The following is a 17,516-nucleotide window of genomic DNA, read 5'->3' on the forward strand; positions in this document are numbered from 1 at the left end:
GCACAGTGTCAAATTAGTAAAAAGTTAAGCGTATTTTAATAGACAAACATCGTTGCACTGATTTGGATCGTTGACGCTAATTGATATTAATTCCTAATACCCCCCATAGCCACGTTTATAATATGGTTATAAGTGGGGTAAGTAGTTTAATAAAATCTTCAATCAGAATTGCCAACGCATCCAGGTAAACAAGACATTTCCGTTATTATGAGTGCCAGGTATATAGGTGGTTTGTAAGGCAAACTTATTATACTCAATTGAAAGCAATGGTAATGGCAACGGAATTGGGATGTAATGATACTCATGACGAGCCGTGATACTGGCCGTAAATCCTACACCAAAACGCCACCCGTCCATCTCACCGGGTATCCACATCTTTTGATAGCCGTATCCTATGATTGGCTCAACTTCGTTGTGTGAATCCATAAACGCCATCGCATAGACTGCGTGCCAGTTGTTATCCTCATCATAGCGATACTTACCATAACCGATGCCCCACGGCCGCTCGTTGTATGACGCTATCTTGTCATCATCATAGGTCCAGCGGTTATGCCAGGTGTTCAGTGGGATATACAGCTCCTGATTAGGGGAGTCCCAGGCGAGGGAGATATTGCGCATCAGACGCTGCCACAAGTTGCCATTGTCGGTGAGATCCGTCGGCTCATGAGCAACAGAGGGTTGGGTGGCTAGTGGGGCAGTCTCTGCCAGAGCGGGTAACACCAAGCCGTACGATAACCCACTCAACATGCAGGTGCTGATAATGTGTTTATAATTCATGATGTAGATCTCTGATGCTGATAAGGGAAATAAGATATCTGTGCATCAGACAATCTTGGTACTTATCAAAGGTGTATTGTCAATTAACACATAATTTATAATTAAGTAAAGGATATAACCCTAAACCTAAACGATTCTATAACGAAAAGGTAATATAGAGTTTAAAACTGTGCGACAGAGTAATTAAAACTCAAGAATAACACATCAAGAAATATCCGACTTTTTATTTTTAAGCGCTAAATGCCAGCGGAACGAGTGATTTGATCGGGTTCAAAAGTGACTAATAAATCATTATTACCCGTATATTTATACATATTCTTTGAGGCATGAACGCACCATTTTAGTGCATCATAGCTTGTGAATGGATTTTATTAAACGATTCTAATATCAGAAATTGTCATTAAGATAATTATGTTTTAATAATTCATGTGTCTATTTATTACTCATCTTTACTTTTTAGATAAATGTCTTCTCGGACTTTACATTCATTACTGTTTTCTTATTTTATGAAAAGAAGACAAGCGAATTTTTAACGAATTTAAACAATGAGTAATATTATTCATCTATAGATAATAACCTGAGGTTAAGTAAGGGGTTAGCTCACCGAAAAGAAATGTCTATAAACGATAGATGGATTGCGGAGGGTATTCATCCATACAGATGATATATTCAATTTTTATATATTTAATGCTAATAAAGTTTATGCAATCCGTTTTTCTTACCTAATATCTCAACTGGAGAATGGAAGGTGGTGACGTAAGCAGTATTATAAAAAAAGTTAGATTAAATGTTAAAAAACAGCAAGAAAGCAGAATGTGACAGTATAATAAAATAGAGCAGAAAATACGATGACCTTCAACAAATTTTGGCATATTTACGCATTTTTTATGTGTAATAGTTTTAAATATGTGCGACAGGTTCACCCTTCATTAAAAATGGCTTGCCATCGAATACAGAGTATGTGATAACGCATATGGGTAAAACGAGGTACAGTTCTGTATATGTGTGGCATTTTCAGTAAAGAAGTTCTGAGTAAAGACGTTAGCGTTGAATACCGCTTCTCTGCCGATCCTTATCTTAGTGCCTCAAGCAGTAACGACTCTAGTTTGTCTATGTAAACGCCTACGGGCGAGTTAAACAATCCAAAGGAAATACTCAAGATGGCAAAGATCAAAGGTCAAGTTAAGTGGTTCAACGAGTCTAAAGGTTTCGGTTTCATCACTCCAGCTGACGGCAGCAAAGATGTGTTCGTACACTTCTCTGCAATCCAGGGTAATGGCTTCAAAACCCTGGCTGAAGGCCAGAACGTAGAGTTCGAAATCCAAGACGGTCAGAAAGGTCCGTCTGCAGTAAACGTTACTGCAATCTAATCAGCTCTTTTGCTGTTAAAAACCCGCCTTTGTGCGGGTTTTTTCGGTTCAGTCACTTGTTTACGTTGAAAAATAGCAGAACCGCTATCCACTTATTAAGGTAATATAATCAAGCCGGAATATTGATTGCGGCCTTTAATCCCGGGGTGATGGGGGTTAATAGCCTGCTGCTGGCAGGTTCGGCGAAAGCTGGTGTATTTGAACTGTGCTTGAGTGCCCGCCTCTGTTGCCGTCGTCGTGCATATAGTGCAACTGCCCACCTGGTCAATAAGCGAAATCCCTGCGCTGCGTAATTGGTCTTCGGCAATAGCCGCCAGATTAAGGTGGCGAAAACGTGGCGTAATGATATTTCTCGCCATCGGCAATTCATCAATAAAGCGCTCGACCAACTCTTCATTAACTTGATAACAGCAGGGGCGGGCGGCAGGCCCAATAGCGGCCACCCAATTAGCTGGCTCATCATCGCGGGAAATACGCTCGATCATACGTAAAACAATGCCATCCAATAACCCGCGCCATCCGGCATGAACAACCGCGATTCCTTTCCCCTGGCGCTGACTGAAGATAATCGGCAAGCAATCTGCTGTCAGCACGGTTAATAAGATGCCGGGCTGAGCGGTATAAAGCCCATCAGCTTCGCCACACTGTTGCCCTGGTTCTGTTACATCAATAATAGTCGTACCATGAACCTGCTTTTTATTGGCCTGAGAAGCCTGATAAGGCTGTAGGCACTCAGGCAATAATACGGATTTACTCCCAAAACCGTGGCGTATTGCTGTGATTTGGCTAAGTTGTGGTGAAAAATCGATCATAAGGCTTACCTGAGAGAGAAAAAGTGCTCACTCAGTGTAAGCCGATTTTTAAGTTGTTGACCAGTCACCTTTTCTGATAAAAAGCACGGTTAGCGAATTGTTGCAAAATAACGCATCTTGTATCACTGTTTTATCTCAGTTTTCATTGGAGATGGGGTCTAATGACGGCTATGTAAGTGGCGACCATTCAGGATTGATCCCAGTGATCTCTAAAAGTAAAAAATGACAATAACAACTTTATTCGCTGGCGTTTTAGCTTGCTATGCGGGGCTATTTTCATGTCGTTGGCCGGCCTGTTAGCTCGCGTTGCTTGGTTACAAGTTATTGAGCCTGATCCGTTAGTCAAAGAAGAAGATATGCGTTCATTGCGGGTGGTGGTAACGCAGAATTCGCGAGGCATGATTACTGACCGTAACGGGCATCCGCTGGCGGTCAGTGTGCCGGTTGAGGCCATTTGGGCTGATCCGAAAATCGTGCTTGAGCAAGGTGGCGCGGGCAATTCAGCGCGTTGGCAGGCGTTAGCCCAAGCGTTAAATTTGCCGTTAGATCACTTAATCAACCGGATTAACCAAGCGCCAGCAGCCCGTTTTATCTATCTGGCAAGGCAGGTGGAACCTGATGTTGCCGAGTATATTCAAGGGCTTAAACTGCCTGGCATCGCGACAAAAGCCGAATCACGCCGCTTTTATCCCGCCGGTGATATTGCCGCCAATCTGGTGGGTTTCACCAATATTGATGATCAAGGCATTGAAGGTGTTGAAAAAAGCTTTAACTCACTACTAAGTGGCACCGCAGGGAGCCGTGTCGTGCGTAAAGATCGTTTTGGCCGAGTGGTCGAGGATATTTCTTCTACCGATAGCCATCCGGCACAGAATGTTCAACTGAGCATTGATGAGCGGCTACAGGCAGAAGCCTCACATGCGCTGACGAATGCCGTAATGTTTAATAAGGCCGATTCCGGTTCAGCTATTGTGATTGATGTTAATACCGGCGAGGTATTAGCGATGGCTAACTATCCTCTCTTTAATCCCAATAATCGTGCCGCCACGCCGGAAGAGAATTTCCGGAATCGGGCTATCAGTGACATTTTTGAACCTGGTTCGACCGTGAAACCGATGGTGGTAATGACCGCATTACAGCGGCATCTGGTACAACCAGATACGGTGCTGGATACTCACCCTTATATCCTCAGTGGCCACCAAATTAAAGATGTGGCGCTTTACCCGGCACTGTCGTTGACCGGCGTTTTGCAAAAGTCGAGTGATGTCGGCGTGTCTCGTCTGGCCTTGGCCATGCCCGCTTCCGCACTGATACAAACCTATAGCTTGTTTGGTTTAGGCAAACCGACTCAATTGGGCCTAACCGGTGAAAGCCGTGGTTTGATGCCCCATCGCCAGCGCTGGAGCGATTTAGATCGTGCAACATTTTCTTTTGGTTACGGCCTGATGGTGACGCCACTGCAATTGGCTCGGGTGTACGCCACTATCGGTAGCTTCGGCATCTACCGGCCATTATCGATAACAAAGGTCGATCCGCCGGTCTTGGGGACGCGGGTCTTTCCGCAAGCCTTGGTTCGTCAGGTTGAGCACATGATGGAAAGTGTCGCGCTACCGGGAGGTGGTGGTATTAAAGCCGCAGTCAGAGGGTATCGGGTGGCGGTTAAAACCGGTACCGCCAAGAAGATCGGCCCTAATGGGCAGTATGTGAATAAATATATTGCTTATACCGCCGGTGTTGCCCCAGCCAGCCAGCCGCGATTTGCCTTGGTGGTGGTCATTAATAACCCACAAGGCGGTAAGTATTACGGTGGGGCGGTTTCGGCTCCGGTATTTAGCGATATTATGGGGCAAATATTGCGTACCATGAATGTTGCACCGGATGCCATTCCCTCCGATGGGACTCGCCACAGCTAATCTCAAGTGATTACTGGGATAACTTGTGTAACAGGCCGGTGGCAGCTTGCAACAAAGGGTGTGCTTCTTTAGACTAACGCCGCATCTGCCCGCTATTCTGGCGGTTATTTATCTGTTATCTGGAACTTTCAACCATGTCTTATCAATGCCCCCTTTGTCATCAGGTCTTGCAGCTAAACCAGCAGCAATGGCGTTGCAGCAATAATCATCAATTTGATTGCGCCAAAGAGGGTTATGTCAATTTAATGCCGGTGCAGCATAAAGGTTCAAAGCAACCCGGAGACAGCCCTGAGATGATGCAGGCGCGGCGGGCATTTTTGGATGCGGGTTATTACCACCCCTTACAACAGCGGGTGGCCGAAATACTCGATGAGGCATTGCCGTTTGATGCCACCATGCTATTGGATATCGGTTGTGGTGAGGGCTATTACACTGCCGCCGTAGCTGACCGGTTAAACCGAATGCGACAAATGGCTGTTTTCGGCCTTGATGTAGCCAAAATCGCAGTAAGATATGGGGCCAAGCGCTACCCTCAGGTTAACTTTTGTGTTGCATCCAGTCACCGCCTGCCTTTTGCCAATGCAACATTTGATGCGGTGCTACGTATTTATGCACCTTGCAAAGCAGCAGAACTGGCCCGCACTATCAAGCCCGGTGGGATTGTGGTCACTGTTGCACCCGGTCCACGTCACCTTTATCAGCTTAAAGACCTTATTTATTCTGAAGTACAGCTCCATGCGGATAATGACGAGTCTCTGAAAGGGTTTGAACGGGTCAGTAGTGAAAGGCTGGCTTATGAAATGAAGTTGCCTGGTAAACAAGGTTTTAATTTATTGCAGATGACACCTTTTGCCTGGCGCGCCTCTATTGAGTGTGGACAGGCGCTGGCCGCCCGACAATCTTTTGTCTGCGAGACGGATTTTGTTATTGCGCTACATCGCCGCAAAGAACGGGATGTGATCGAGTGCGAGTAAGATATTTGCTCTGGCCTGTCAGTGAGCAGGCCTTGAAGGCATAACTTTGTATAGTTTCAGTATTAAACTCATGCCACACCGTGGGCGGAAGAAATGGCATTGTCAAAATAATGGCATTAATATATATCATATTAATGAAGAATATCCCTGATGAAGAATAAATAACACACTTAACTCAAATTTATAAGTTTATATATTACAGGTTTGTTATTTTAGATCCAGATTTCGCCATGTTCGCCCTCCGGACTCCGTTACAAGAACTGAGGGAACGAAGCGTATTCCCTCAGCAATTTTTAGTGCTAAATCAGCAACTTCTTGTTTATTCGATATACCACTTTCATAATTGAACTCTCCTTCAGGTAATTTATAGATTTTCTCTCTACCTATCAGGCGGGTAAAGCCTGCATCGACCATTTTTTTATTAAGTGCCTCATAGTCGCCATCCACTGCATTATGCAAAACGATACTGACCGTGAAGTACGGCATATCTTCCCTTCAAAGTTATCAGATGATGAACTTTATATATCACAGCGTAATTAGCGATATTTTGATCAGCATCTACTTGCTGAGCAAGCAGTGAAAATAACCGTATAAACAGCAGGGTGCCACGCGTTGATCGCAGGCAATTCTCGCCATGTCGTTACCTGTAGTTATCATCTGTATTACATGCTTTATTCAATCCATTCACGTCATCAAAAAAAAACAATAATTTATATGCTGAATTGCGGAAATGCTTGCATTGAGAAGTGTTATACGGATAATCCTGAATCCTTATAATAAGCATTCTCATTAGTGATGTATTTGCAAACTTCAGGGGTATTAACACGATGAATCAGGCAACATCTCGTAGCATCGATCAGCGGCGGCTTGCACCGCGCCTATTGTGCGTCATGATCGGTGCCGCATTAGGCACCTTATCGGCTTCGGCATGGTCTGCTACTGCCGCTGAAGATACAGCTAAAAGCACGAAAAATACCACGACTACTGCGGATAAAACTGCAACCGAGAACGTTGCAAAAACTGACACCATCACTGTCGTCGGCACTCCGGAAACTTTCCGGGCCGGTGGCAATGATTTAATTCCAACCTATTTAGATGGTCAGGTGGCGAATGGTGGCCGTATTGGTTTCCTTGGGCAGCAAGACGCGCGCAACGTGCCATTTAACGTGATTAGTTACACCTCTAAGATGATTGAGGATCAGCAGGCAAATACTATTGCTGATGTGGTTAAAAATGACGCGTCAGTGCAGAATGTGCGCGGTTCCGGTAACCCGTCACAAAACTATCGCATTCGTGGTTACAACCTCGATGGCGATGATATTTCATTCGGTGGTCTGTTCGGCGTGTTACCACGCCAGATAGTCTCTACCAGCATGGTTGAGCGGGTTGAAGTGTTTAAAGGTGCAAATGCCTTTATTAACGGTATTTCCCCGAGCGGCAGTGGTGTCGGCGGCATGATCAACCTCGAACCTAAACGTGCCGGTGATACTCCGTTGACTCGCGTTACGGTGGATTATGGTTCAGCATCACAAGTGGGCGGGGCGCTGGATGTGGGTCGCCGTTACGGTGACGACGATCAATTCGGTGCTCGAGTTAACGTATTGCATCGTGAAGGTGAAACGGCCATTAAAGATGAGAAGAATCGCCTAACCGCACTTTCCACCGGGCTTGATTACCGTGGTGACCGCGCTCGTACCTCATTGGATATCGGCTACCAGAAGCAAACTATTCACCATATGCGCACTAGCGTTGGTATTGGTAGCGCGACTGAGATTCCAGAGCCGCCATCATCTACTCTGAATTATGGTCAGTCGTGGGTGTATACCGATCTGGAAACGACCTTTGGTATGCTGCGCAGTGAATATGATGTTAGTCAGGATTGGACAGTATATGGCTCCATTGGTGCCAGCCGTAATGAAGAAACGGGCCAGTATGGTTCGCCAACCCTGACAAACGCCAATAACGGCGATGCAACTATTTTTCGGCTGTATGTTCCGTATGTGGCTGATTCTATTGCCGGTCTCGGGGGCGTTCGCGGTCATTTTGATACCAGTTTTATTACCCATAAAGTGAACTTGGGTTATGCAGCCAACTACCGTACTACCAAATCGGCCTATAATTCCTCAGATTCCGTCAATACAAATATTTATAATCCGGGCGTAATCCCTTTCCCACCAACTGGGAGTGGCCCATATTCTGCTAGCGCTAGCCAAGATCCACAACTGACCAGCCAAGTGCGGGCATCCGGCCTTTCATTGTCTGATACCTTATCAATGATGGATGACAAAGTGTTGGTCATGTTAGGGGTACGCCGTCAGGAAGTGAGCATTCGTAACTTCGACAGTGGGGTGCCAAACAGTGCGGGTTCACTGGATGCAATGAAAGTCACGCCGATTTACGGTGTGATGGTGAAGCCGTGGGAAAAGGTTTCTCTGTATGCCAACCACATTGAAGCCTTAGGGCCGGGTAAGGCTGCACCGAGTGAATTTAATGGCAAGCTGGTGGTTAACAAAGGCCAAATCCCAGGAATTATTCATTCCAAACAGAATGAAATCGGTATGAAGTTCGATAACCAGCGCTATGGTGGCACGTTGGCTTTGTTCGAGATAACTCGCCCGACTGGCACGGTTGATCCTGTCACTAACGTTTATGGTTTCTATGGTGAGCAGCGTAACCGCGGTGTTGAGTTGAATGTGTTTGGTGAGCCGGTCTTTGGTACCCGCCTGTTAGGGAGTGCCATTTGGTTGGATCCTAAACTGACGAAAACTCAGAATGGCACCCATAATGGTAATGATGCGGTGGGTGTGGCGCGTTATCAGTTAGTCTTCGGTGGCGAGTATGATATCCCAACAGTTGAAGGCCTGACCGCAACCGGTACAGTAGTGCGCTCTGGTTCCCAATATGCCAACGAAGCCAATACCTTGAAACTGAAACCTTGGACGCGTCTGGACTTGGGCGTGCGTTATACCATGCCAATGAAAGATACTAGCCTGACATGGCGTGCTAACGTTGAGAACGTGACCAACGAACGTTACTGGGAGTCGGTTGAAGATTCTGGCACTTACATCTATCAGGGCGACCCACGAGCACTGAAATTATCAGTCTCAATGGATTTCTAATACTGAATTGATATTTGCCGATAGTTGATAGAATAAAAACCCCGCAGTTCTCCACGAACGCGGGGTTTATTTTTTATCTGGGCTTTATTTTACCGTGAGAATAAAAGCTCTTCGCCACTAGGCGAGGCGATAGATGTGCTCGTAAAGGATATTAAAGCCGATACCTATCAGCACAATGCCACCGATAATTTCCGCGCGTTTACCCAGCAGCGGGCCAATATAGCGGCCAATCAGCATCCCGAGTGTTGCCATAATCATGGTGGCTAACCCAATCGCCATTGCGGTGTGAACAATATTCACTTGCAGGAATGCCAAACCAACACCAATGGCCATAGCATCAAGGCTGGTGGCAATCGCGGTCATGACTAATACCCCGAAGCTGTGGCTGCGCATTTTTTCGCTTTCTTCGACCTGCTGTTTTGCGCCTTCAAATATCATGCGGCATCCGAGAATAAACAGCAGACTGAAAGCAATCCAGTGATCCCATTCCAGAATATACTGGCTGGCAAACAGGCCGATACACCAGCCAATGAGCGGAGTTATCGCTTCTATTACGCCAAATATCAGACCTGTGCGGATAGCTTCTCTAAAGCGAGGTTTGTGCAGGCTAGCGCCTTTACCAATTGATGCGGCAAATGCGTCCATAGACATAGCAAAAGCAAGAATAAGTGTTGCAGATAGATTCATAGAAATAGACTCGGCCGGGCGGCTCCATATACACGTAACCCACCCCCAACCTAACGACGGAGCTACGTGTCTATGGTCTCGCCAACCTTACCAAGGCTGCCCGCACCACGCTTCAATAGATGAAACGAGTATGTTGATACGGGCGTTTCTGCTTATCAACATATCCGCTGATATATTGCACAGAAACCGGCTACTCCCCATGAACGGCGCAACCTTAACATATAAATTATTATATTCACAACCCCAAATAGAATAAGGTATATCAATTGATATTGATAATGATTTTCATTAACGCAGGATTAGCAAGAATAGAGTATATAAGCATCAATAACGGTGTGGAAATAAGCGCTGGGGGACGTTTGTATTTTGCTGGGAAATTAATCAATCAAGTTGTTAGTTAATTGATTTCATTCCCAGCTGTTATTTTTATGATTGATTTTCAAGGAAAAAATTATAAATTCTTTCCAGGTCATCTAATTGTTTAACTTGGATCAGTAACCGACGCTGTTCTAACTGAATCACTAAAATGCCATCTTCAGATAAATTCATACTTTTTATCCGATGGTATTCAATAAAGGTATTGGCGTAGAAGAAACCTGTATTTTTTAACAATAACTTGGGCCAGCGAATGTAAGAAATATAGACTGCAATTAACGCTAAACCTAACAATAAATAAGTGGTTAAGGCAGCACCGTGCGCCATGACATTATTGTAAATAAGGATGCCAATTAATCCGACAAAGATAGCACAATCGAGTCTACTTTTACGTTTCAGGTGAACTTGTAGCCGGGTTTTACCTTTCATCATGTTCATGATGAATTCATCGAAGATGGCATAAGCTAGCAGTAGGGCGATAAAAACCACGAGGATGGCATCAGTAACCGACATGCAAAAACTCCTAACATACCCTTTATCTTGCAAATTGCAGGTGTATTTTCCGCCATCCTGCACTGTGAAATTTATTAGGTATGGGTATATATCCGAAATAAAAAACCGGAGGTTATTCCCCCGGTTTTGCTCAATCTAACCGTAGAATTATGGTGCCAGGAAGCCAATCCAGTAGCCGAAGATACCGATGGCAAAGAAGCCCATAATGATCCACAGTGCGTTAACTTTACGGCGTAATAACCACATACAGCCGAAGGTTAATAGTAATGGCACCAAGCCTGGCATCAACTGGTCAAGAATGGTTTGTACCGTAGTGACAGTGGTTTCACCCGCTTGATTGGTTATTTTGGACACCACCACCGGAATGTTGACGTGTGTCCATTTGTTGACCAAAGCCCCCATAACAAAGAGGCCGAGGATAGACGCCCCTTCCGTCAGTTTTTGTAGCAGGCCACCGTCCATATCGCTGACGATATTGACGCCTTTTTTGTAGCCGTAGGCCACACCGTAATAACGCGTCAGCAAACGAACCAGGTTAAACAGAACAAAGAACAGCAACGGGCCAAGCAAGCTACCGCTCATCGCGATACCGGCACCGAGCGCCGCCAATACCGGGCGCACCGTACCCCAGAATATAGGATCACCCACACCGGCCAGCGGCCCCATCAGACCGACTTTGATCCCGTTGATTGCTGCATCGTCAATCTCTGCACCGTTGGCTCTCTGTTCTTCCATTGCCAGCGTGACACCCAGAATTGGGGCGGCCACGAAGGGTTGGGTGTTGAAGAATTCCAAATGGCGTTTGATTGCCTGTTTGCGCTCTTCCGAATTCTCCGGATACAGGCGACGAATGGCCGGTACCATAGAGAAGCAGAAACCCAGCGCCTGCATACGTTCGAAGTTCCACGACCCTTGGAAGAGGTTAGAGCGGATAAACACACCGCGGATATCGGCGGGCGTGAGTTTCTTTTCACCAGTCGTTGTTTTATCAACACTGGTTTTATCAAGCACAGTTGTTGTATCAACCATTTCTCTCACCTTTTCCTAGTCTAATTCGTTATCAAGATCATTATTTGACGGGCCAGACTGTACAACTTGAGACTTGTTGTATTTCGGGCTGAGCTGGATATACAGCAGGGCCATAACCACACCAATAACACCCAAGGCCACCAGGTTGAAGTTGGTGAATGCGGCAGTGACGAAACCTAAGTAGAAGAATGGCATCAGGTAGCCAGCACGCATCATGTTGATAACCATGGCGTAACCGACTACGACGATCATACCACCGGCAATGTTCAAGCCACTGGTAACCACATCAGGAATCGAACTGAGCAGCATCTGAACTTCAGATGTCCCAACCGACAAGGCAACGATCAGGGCAGGGATAGCGATACGCATCGCCTGCAAGAACAGGGCAGAAATGTGGATCCAGGTTATCGCGCGTAGGCTGCCACGTTCGGCGGCACCATCGGCGGCGTGTTGGAAAGCAACCGTAATGGTACGAACGATGATGGTTAATACCTGACCTGCGGCGGCCAGTGGGATAGCCAGTGCGATACCGGCACCGATATCTTGACCACCAGCAATAACCAGAATGGTCGAAATAATTGACGCCAGCGCGGCATCAGGCGCTACAGCAGCACCGATGTTCATCCAGCCGAGCGCGATCATTTCTAAGGTACCGCCGATAATAATACCGGTTTTCATATCACCTAGAACCAGACCTACCAGAGTACAAGCAACGAGAGGACGGTGAAATTGGAACTCATCCAGAATGGAACCCATCCCGGCGATACAGGCAACGATAAATATCAGCACAATCTGAAGAGTAGTGATCTCCATTGTACTTCTCCTATGACCAAAAAAGCTGAGTAAAATAACCGTGTTCCAAAACAGAACAGGGCATTACCTTTCTACGTGTTTTTAATAAATCTATTTATTCAGTTTGTTGATTAAATCCATCATTTTAAGTCGGCTATCCGAAGAGACTTTACGCACTTCCAGCTCAATACCACGCGCATTGAGTTTATTAAAAGCAGCGATATCTGTTTCATCAACGGAGACGGCGTTATTCACCTGGGTTTTCCCCTGACGGAATGCCATGCCACCAATATTGACTGACTTAATATCTACGCCACCCTCAACCATACGCACGACGTCGCTTGGGTTGGTAAATAACAACATAACCCGGTCTTTGGCATATTTCGGGTTGTTGTAAACACGAATAGCTTTCTCAACATCAACGACGTGCGCGGTGACACCCGGAGGGGCAACCTGTTTGAGCAAGGTGCTACGCATTTTGTCGGCAGCCACTTCGTCACTGACCACAATAATGCGGCTTACGTTAGTTTCTTTGGTCCAGCGAGTGGCGACCTGACCATGAATTAGGCGGTCATCAATACGTGCCAGCCCGATCTTCATGTGATCATTCGGGCCTAAAGCGACGGCAGGAGCTGCGGCAGCTTTACGTACAGCGGCTGCGGGTTGCGGGAGAGCGGTAGCCACATCAGGGTTAACCGTTTTTAATGCTTTCACGCCCTCACGACCGGTTTCCACCGCGACTGCAACCAATTGGGCAAATGATGGATCATCATCACGCGCCATAAAGGTTTCAGCCAACATTGGAATATTAACCCCGGTGACGACCTCATAGTTCTCTTTATCGATAGCAATGCGGCTGGCGGCATTAAACGGGCTGCCACCCCAGGTATCAACCAGGAATAAAACACCTTTACTGGTGTCTAATCCGGTCAACTTACCGTCGTATTTTTCAATCAACGTTTCGGCATTCTCACCTGGGACGAAATCGATATAAGCGACATTACTTTGCTCGCCTAAAATCATTTCAGCTGTCTTTAGCAGTTGTTCTGCCGCAGCCCCATGTGTGCCAATGATAATAGCTATACTCACTCGCTACCCCCTCTGTTAACTCAGAATTGAGTTCTCACACGTACAGAAAAATCACTTTGACCAAAACTACTTTCACCAAAAACACTTCGGTTCACATTGAATCCATTAATGATAGCCGCAATATTGCCTTACCACCGCCGATTTAGTCATAACATCAATGAATCGATTCAGGTGTATGTTCCAAAGTTATTGGATGGGATTTATTTTAGTCAGTGAAAAAATAAATTATGTGACGCTGTTCATTTATTCAGACATGTTATGAATGATTTAGCTTACTTGGATAATTAAACATCACTTAAGTGAACAGGATCATGGTCGGACGAGCGATTTTGTTTAACGAGCGAAACGGTGAATTTAATCAGAATGAATTTTTGTACCAACTCATTGGATAAATGCGACTATGCCAACAAAAAAATTCCTGATAAAGTTGGCGCTTCTATTAATTGTCAGGAGTTAAGGGCCTCAGCTCTCCCTATGGACTGTCACCGAAGTTACTGTTTACTTAGCGTTAATACCCAACCAGTGGGGTTAAATCTGGTTATCAAATCACGCACATCTGCTGCGTCTAATGTCACCCGATCTTTCTGCGTATTTATTCTGACAACCGTACTGCGGCGTTTTGCTGCGTCTGTTGTCGAGTGCTCATCATCTAAATCGTGTTCTTATTTACGGAGTCTGACATGGAATTTCTAATGGACCCCTCAATCTGGGCAGGGTTAATGACGTTAGTGGTACTGGAAATTGTTCTGGGTATCGATAACCTGGTCTTTATCGCCATATTGGCCGATAAACTGCCGCCTAAACAGAGAGATAAAGCCCGTATCATCGGTTTATCTCTTGCGCTGATCATGCGTTTGGGGCTGCTATCGGTCATCTCCTGGATGGTAACGCTGACCACACCGCTGTTCAGTGTCGGCAGTTTTAGCTTCTCCGGACGAGATTTGATTCTGTTAGTGGGGGGGCTATTCCTGCTATTCAAAGCCACTACGGAGCTACACGAAAGGCTGGAGGGTAACCAGCACGATGACAGTGCCAGCAAAGGTTATGCCAGCTTCTGGGCCGTTGTTGCGCAGATAGTGGTGTTGGACGCGGTCTTCTCACTGGATGCCGTCATCACTGCTGTGGGGATGGTCAATGATTTGGCTATCATGATGACCGCTGTCGTGATTGCTATGGGCGTGATGTTACTGGCGTCGAAAACGCTGACCCGGTTTGTTAACGCGCATCCGACCGTGGTGGTGCTCTGTCTGAGTTTCCTGTTGATGATCGGCCTGAGTCTGATCGCCGAAGGTTTCGGCTTCCATATTCCGAAAGGCTACCTGTACGCCGCGATTGGCTTCTCTATTTTGATAGAGCTGTTCAACCAGATTGCACGGCGGAACTTTATCAAGCAGGAATCCCGCTTGCCACGGCGTCAGCGTACCGCTGAAGCGATTATCCGTTTGATGGGCGGGCGTCAGCAGCAGGAGCCACAACACGGCGACACACAGCAGACGATGCCAGCAGAAGCGTTTGCAGAAGAAGAGCGCTATATGATTAGCGGCGTACTGACGCTGGCTTCGCGCTCAATGCGCAGCGTTATGACACCGCGTACTGAGATCTCCTGGGTGGATTGCAATCGCTCACAAGCAGAGATCCGCGAGCAACTGCTGGATACACCGCACAGCTTGTTTCCCGTTTGCCGTGATTCATTAGATCAGATAATTGGTGTGGTTCGCGCGAAGGATTTGCTGGTTGCCATTGAACGTGGTGATTCTATCTGTGAGTTTGCTGCGGCAACCCCCCTATTGTGGTGCCGGACACCATGGATGTGATTAATCTGTTGGGGGTACTGCGTAAAGCCAAGGGGCGCTTAGTGGTGGTTAATGATGAGTTCGGCGTGGTGCAGGGGCTGGTTACGCCGCTGGATGTGCTGGAAGCGATCGCCGGTGAGTTCCCTGACGAAGATGAAACACCAGATATCATTACTGACGGTGATAGTTGGCTGGTGAAGGGCGGGGCAGACTTGCACTCTCTGGAACAGGCGCTGGATTGTCAGGCGTTAGTTAGCCCGACGGCAGATTATGCCTCGCTCGCCGGTATGCTGCTGTCGCACTCAGGCCATATGCCGACGGCGGGTGATGTGGTTGAGCTGCATAATCTGCGTTTTGAGATTATGGAGGTATCAGATTACCGCATCGAACTGGTGCGCATTACCAAGCTGCATAACGATCAGGAAGAGTAAGGCGAGTTTATCTTCTGGAAACTGATGGCGCGACTGCACTAATGGGCACACTGCGGCGACCCATTCGGCACATTTCCCTGCCTGATGACGTCGTTACCCCGTATCTGACTGCATAAAACATCTGACCGCATAAAAAAGGGGAGCTTCGGCTCCCCTTGGTGATCACGATTTCTTTTACGGAAAGAAATTAATTACATTGCACCTTGATTGCCAACCCCCCGCGGGAGGTTTCGCGGTATTTAGCATTCATATCTTTGCCCGTCTCAAACATGGTCTCGATAACTTTATCGAGTGAGACGCGCGGTTCGCTGGTACGGCGCATTGCCATACGTGCAGAGTTGATCGCTTTCACGGAGGCTATCGCATTACGTTCAATGCAAGGCACTTGTACTTGACCTGCAACCGGATCACAGGTCAGCCCCAAGTTGTGTTCCATGCCAATTTCAGCGGCGATACAGACCTGAATCGGGCTGGCACCCAGTAATTCAGCCAGACCAGCCGCTGCCATTGAACACGCCACGCCCACTTCACCCTGACAGCCGACTTCTGCACCAGAAATAGATGCATTCATCTTATACAAAATACCAACAGCACCGGATGACAGGAAGTAGCGGATAAAGATTTCAGGCGTTACTGGCTCGATAAAGTGATCATAATAGGCCAGTACGGCCGGAACGATACCGCAGGCGCCGTTAGTGGGGGCGGTGACCACACGGCCACCCGCTGCATTCTCTTCGTTAACGGCCAGTGCGAACATATTGACCCAATCAATGACAACCATAGGATCGTTGGACAGTTTATCGGAGGAAACCAGCAAACGGCGCAATGCGGATGCACGACGTGGTACGCGCAATGGCCCCGGTAGCACTCCCTCGGTATTCAAGCCGCGATCGATACACGCGCGCATAGTCTGCCAGATCGCGGTGAAATAGGACTCAATCTCTTCTTTACTGTGCATCGCCAGCTCATTCTGCATCACCATTCCAGAGATAGACATCCCTGTTTGTTCACAGTTAGCCAGGATTTCTTCCGCAGAATCAAACGGATAAGGCACGCTCACTTCATTGACTGCCGCTTTGCCAAAATGCTCTTCATCGACGATAAAACCACCACCGATGGAGTAGTAGGTTTTGCTGAGCACTTTCTCATTGCCAGCGAAGGCGTGGATCTGCATACCATTTTCATGCAGCGGCAGATTATCGCTGCGGAACACCATTCCACCTTCACGCGGGAAGTCTACCTCGTGCAAGCCATTGGCTAGCATCAGTTTTTGGCGTAATTCTACATCACGGATAAAGGCCGGAATACTGTCGATATCCACGGTATCTGGCATGTTACCTGCCAACCCCATAATAATGGCAATATCGGTATGGTGACCTTTCCCTGTCAGTGACAGTGAGCCGTAAACATCAACGGCAACCCGTGTGACAGAAGGCATCAGTCCTTGAGATATCAGTAAGTCAGAGAACTGCTTACCGGCTTTCATTGGCCCAACAGTATGAGAACTGGACGGCCCAATACCAATCTTGAACATATCAAAAACACTAATCACGCTAAAACTCCTTAACAAAGCCTTTTGTTATTCCCGGTGCATATGAATGTGGCCGAGAATATCTGTATTAAGTATAAGAGCGCTGTGGATAGCAGCAGGTTACTTTGTATTAAGTCTTGCTATCACAGGCCATGTTAGTTTGGGTCCTACTGGTGTTAGCGGTATCAATTTGATATCACAACAATGTCATCTCGCTACCAATTAATCGTTATCACTACCAGGTTTTAACCTTACTTTTTTAGTGGTTTATAGTGATGAATGTTATTTTACAGATATTTCATAACGCTGAC

At 46.7% G+C, this 17,516-nt stretch carries 13 protein-coding genes, 2 pseudogenes and 1 riboswitch; of the genes and pseudogenes, 6 read left to right on the forward strand and 9 right to left on the reverse strand.

The genetic code is table 11. The features are described 5' to 3' along the window. Window positions 1-162: 162 nt before the first annotated feature. Window positions 163-777 carry a lipid IV(A) palmitoyltransferase PagP gene (gene pagP, locus YALDO0001_RS07770; RefSeq protein WP_004701668.1) on the reverse strand — a complete coding sequence of 205 codons (615 nt, stop codon included), beginning with the start codon at window positions 775-777 and terminating at the stop codon, window positions 163-165. Window positions 778-1,778: 1,001 nt separating this feature from the next. On the opposite strand from pagP, the gene YALDO0001_RS07775 reads away from it, so the two are divergent. Together YALDO0001_RS07775 and cspE are read left to right on the forward strand one after the other, a co-directional pair. Beyond that, window positions 1,779-1,895 (forward strand): DUF2627 domain-containing protein, encoded by a 117-nt coding sequence (locus YALDO0001_RS07775; protein ID WP_002211058.1) that lies wholly within the window; start codon window positions 1,779-1,781, stop codon window positions 1,893-1,895. Between the two features lie 42 nt (window positions 1,896-1,937). Next, window positions 1,938-2,147 (forward strand): transcription antiterminator/RNA stability regulator CspE, encoded by a 210-nt coding sequence (gene cspE / locus YALDO0001_RS07780; RefSeq protein WP_002221949.1) that lies wholly within the window; start codon window positions 1,938-1,940, stop codon window positions 2,145-2,147. Window positions 2,148-2,242: 95 nt separating this feature from the next. Here the strand turns inward: cspE and pgeF are convergent, their stop codons facing one another. After that, window positions 2,243-2,959: a peptidoglycan editing factor PgeF gene (gene pgeF, locus YALDO0001_RS07785; protein WP_004701693.1), complete on the reverse strand. Its 717-nt coding sequence runs from the start codon at window positions 2,957-2,959 to the stop codon at window positions 2,243-2,245. Between the two features lie 212 nt (window positions 2,960-3,171). On the opposite strand from pgeF, the pseudogene ftsI reads away from it, so the two are divergent. Further along, a pseudogene (gene ftsI / locus YALDO0001_RS07790) lies at window positions 3,172-4,872 on the forward strand (peptidoglycan glycosyltransferase FtsI); the annotation flags it as partial. Between the two features lie 134 nt (window positions 4,873-5,006). Beyond that, on the forward strand, window positions 5,007-5,846 hold the full coding sequence (gene rlmA / locus YALDO0001_RS07795) for a 23S rRNA (guanine(745)-N(1))-methyltransferase (RefSeq protein WP_004701699.1): 840 nt from the start codon (window positions 5,007-5,009) through the stop codon (window positions 5,844-5,846). Between the two features lie 207 nt (window positions 5,847-6,053). Here the strand turns inward: rlmA and YALDO0001_RS07800 are convergent, their stop codons facing one another. Beyond that, window positions 6,054-6,332: a hypothetical protein gene (locus YALDO0001_RS07800; RefSeq protein ID WP_004701701.1), complete on the reverse strand. Its 279-nt coding sequence runs from the start codon at window positions 6,330-6,332 to the stop codon at window positions 6,054-6,056. A 341-nt stretch (window positions 6,333-6,673) separates the two neighbouring features. Between YALDO0001_RS07800 and YALDO0001_RS07805 the strand changes: the two genes are divergently transcribed. Next, window positions 6,674-8,965, forward strand: coding sequence for a TonB-dependent receptor (locus YALDO0001_RS07805; RefSeq protein ID WP_004701704.1), 2,292 nt, complete (start codon window positions 6,674-6,676; stop codon window positions 8,963-8,965). Window positions 8,966-9,082: 117 nt separating this feature from the next. Here YALDO0001_RS07805 and mntP read toward each other — a convergent pair whose 3' ends face one another. From mntP to manX, 5 genes are all read right to left on the reverse strand, one after another. Continuing rightward, on the reverse strand, window positions 9,083-9,652 hold the full coding sequence (mntP, locus tag YALDO0001_RS07810; protein WP_004701706.1) for a manganese efflux pump MntP: 570 nt from the start codon (window positions 9,650-9,652) through the stop codon (window positions 9,083-9,085). 6 nt (window positions 9,653-9,658) lie between these two features. Then, window positions 9,659-9,863: riboswitch (yybP-ykoY riboswitch) on the reverse strand. 215 nt (window positions 9,864-10,078) lie between these two features. Then, window positions 10,079-10,540 (reverse strand): DUF986 family protein, encoded by a 462-nt coding sequence (locus YALDO0001_RS07815; protein ID WP_004701710.1) that lies wholly within the window; start codon window positions 10,538-10,540, stop codon window positions 10,079-10,081. A 147-nt stretch (window positions 10,541-10,687) separates the two neighbouring features. After that, window positions 10,688-11,569, reverse strand: coding sequence for a PTS mannose transporter subunit IID (locus tag YALDO0001_RS07820; RefSeq protein WP_004701712.1), 882 nt, complete (start codon window positions 11,567-11,569; stop codon window positions 10,688-10,690). Between the two features lie 15 nt (window positions 11,570-11,584). Next, the gene (locus YALDO0001_RS07825; protein WP_004701713.1) at window positions 11,585-12,382 is read right to left on the reverse strand and encodes a PTS mannose/fructose/sorbose transporter subunit IIC; all 798 of its coding nucleotides are present in this window, start codon (window positions 12,380-12,382) and stop codon (window positions 11,585-11,587) included. Between the two features lie 90 nt (window positions 12,383-12,472). Continuing rightward, complete coding sequence (gene manX / locus YALDO0001_RS07830; protein ID WP_004701715.1) at window positions 12,473-13,450, reverse strand: PTS mannose transporter subunit IIAB; 978 nt, start codon at window positions 13,448-13,450, stop codon at window positions 12,473-12,475. Window positions 13,451-14,130: 680 nt separating this feature from the next. Here manX and YALDO0001_RS07835 point away from each other — a divergent pair. Further along, a pseudogene (locus YALDO0001_RS07835) lies at window positions 14,131-15,674 on the forward strand (TerC family protein). 187 nt (window positions 15,675-15,861) lie between these two features. Here YALDO0001_RS07835 and YALDO0001_RS07840 read toward each other — a convergent pair. Further along, entirely contained in the window at window positions 15,862-17,226 is a 1,365-nt protein-coding gene (locus tag YALDO0001_RS07840) for an L-serine ammonia-lyase (protein WP_004701720.1), read from the reverse strand. Between the last annotated feature and the right edge of the window lie 290 nt (window positions 17,227-17,516).

It is taken from the genome of Yersinia aldovae ATCC 35236 (assembly GCF_000173735.1).
GTDB classification, from domain to species: domain Bacteria; phylum Pseudomonadota; class Gammaproteobacteria; order Enterobacterales; family Enterobacteriaceae; genus Yersinia; species Yersinia aldovae.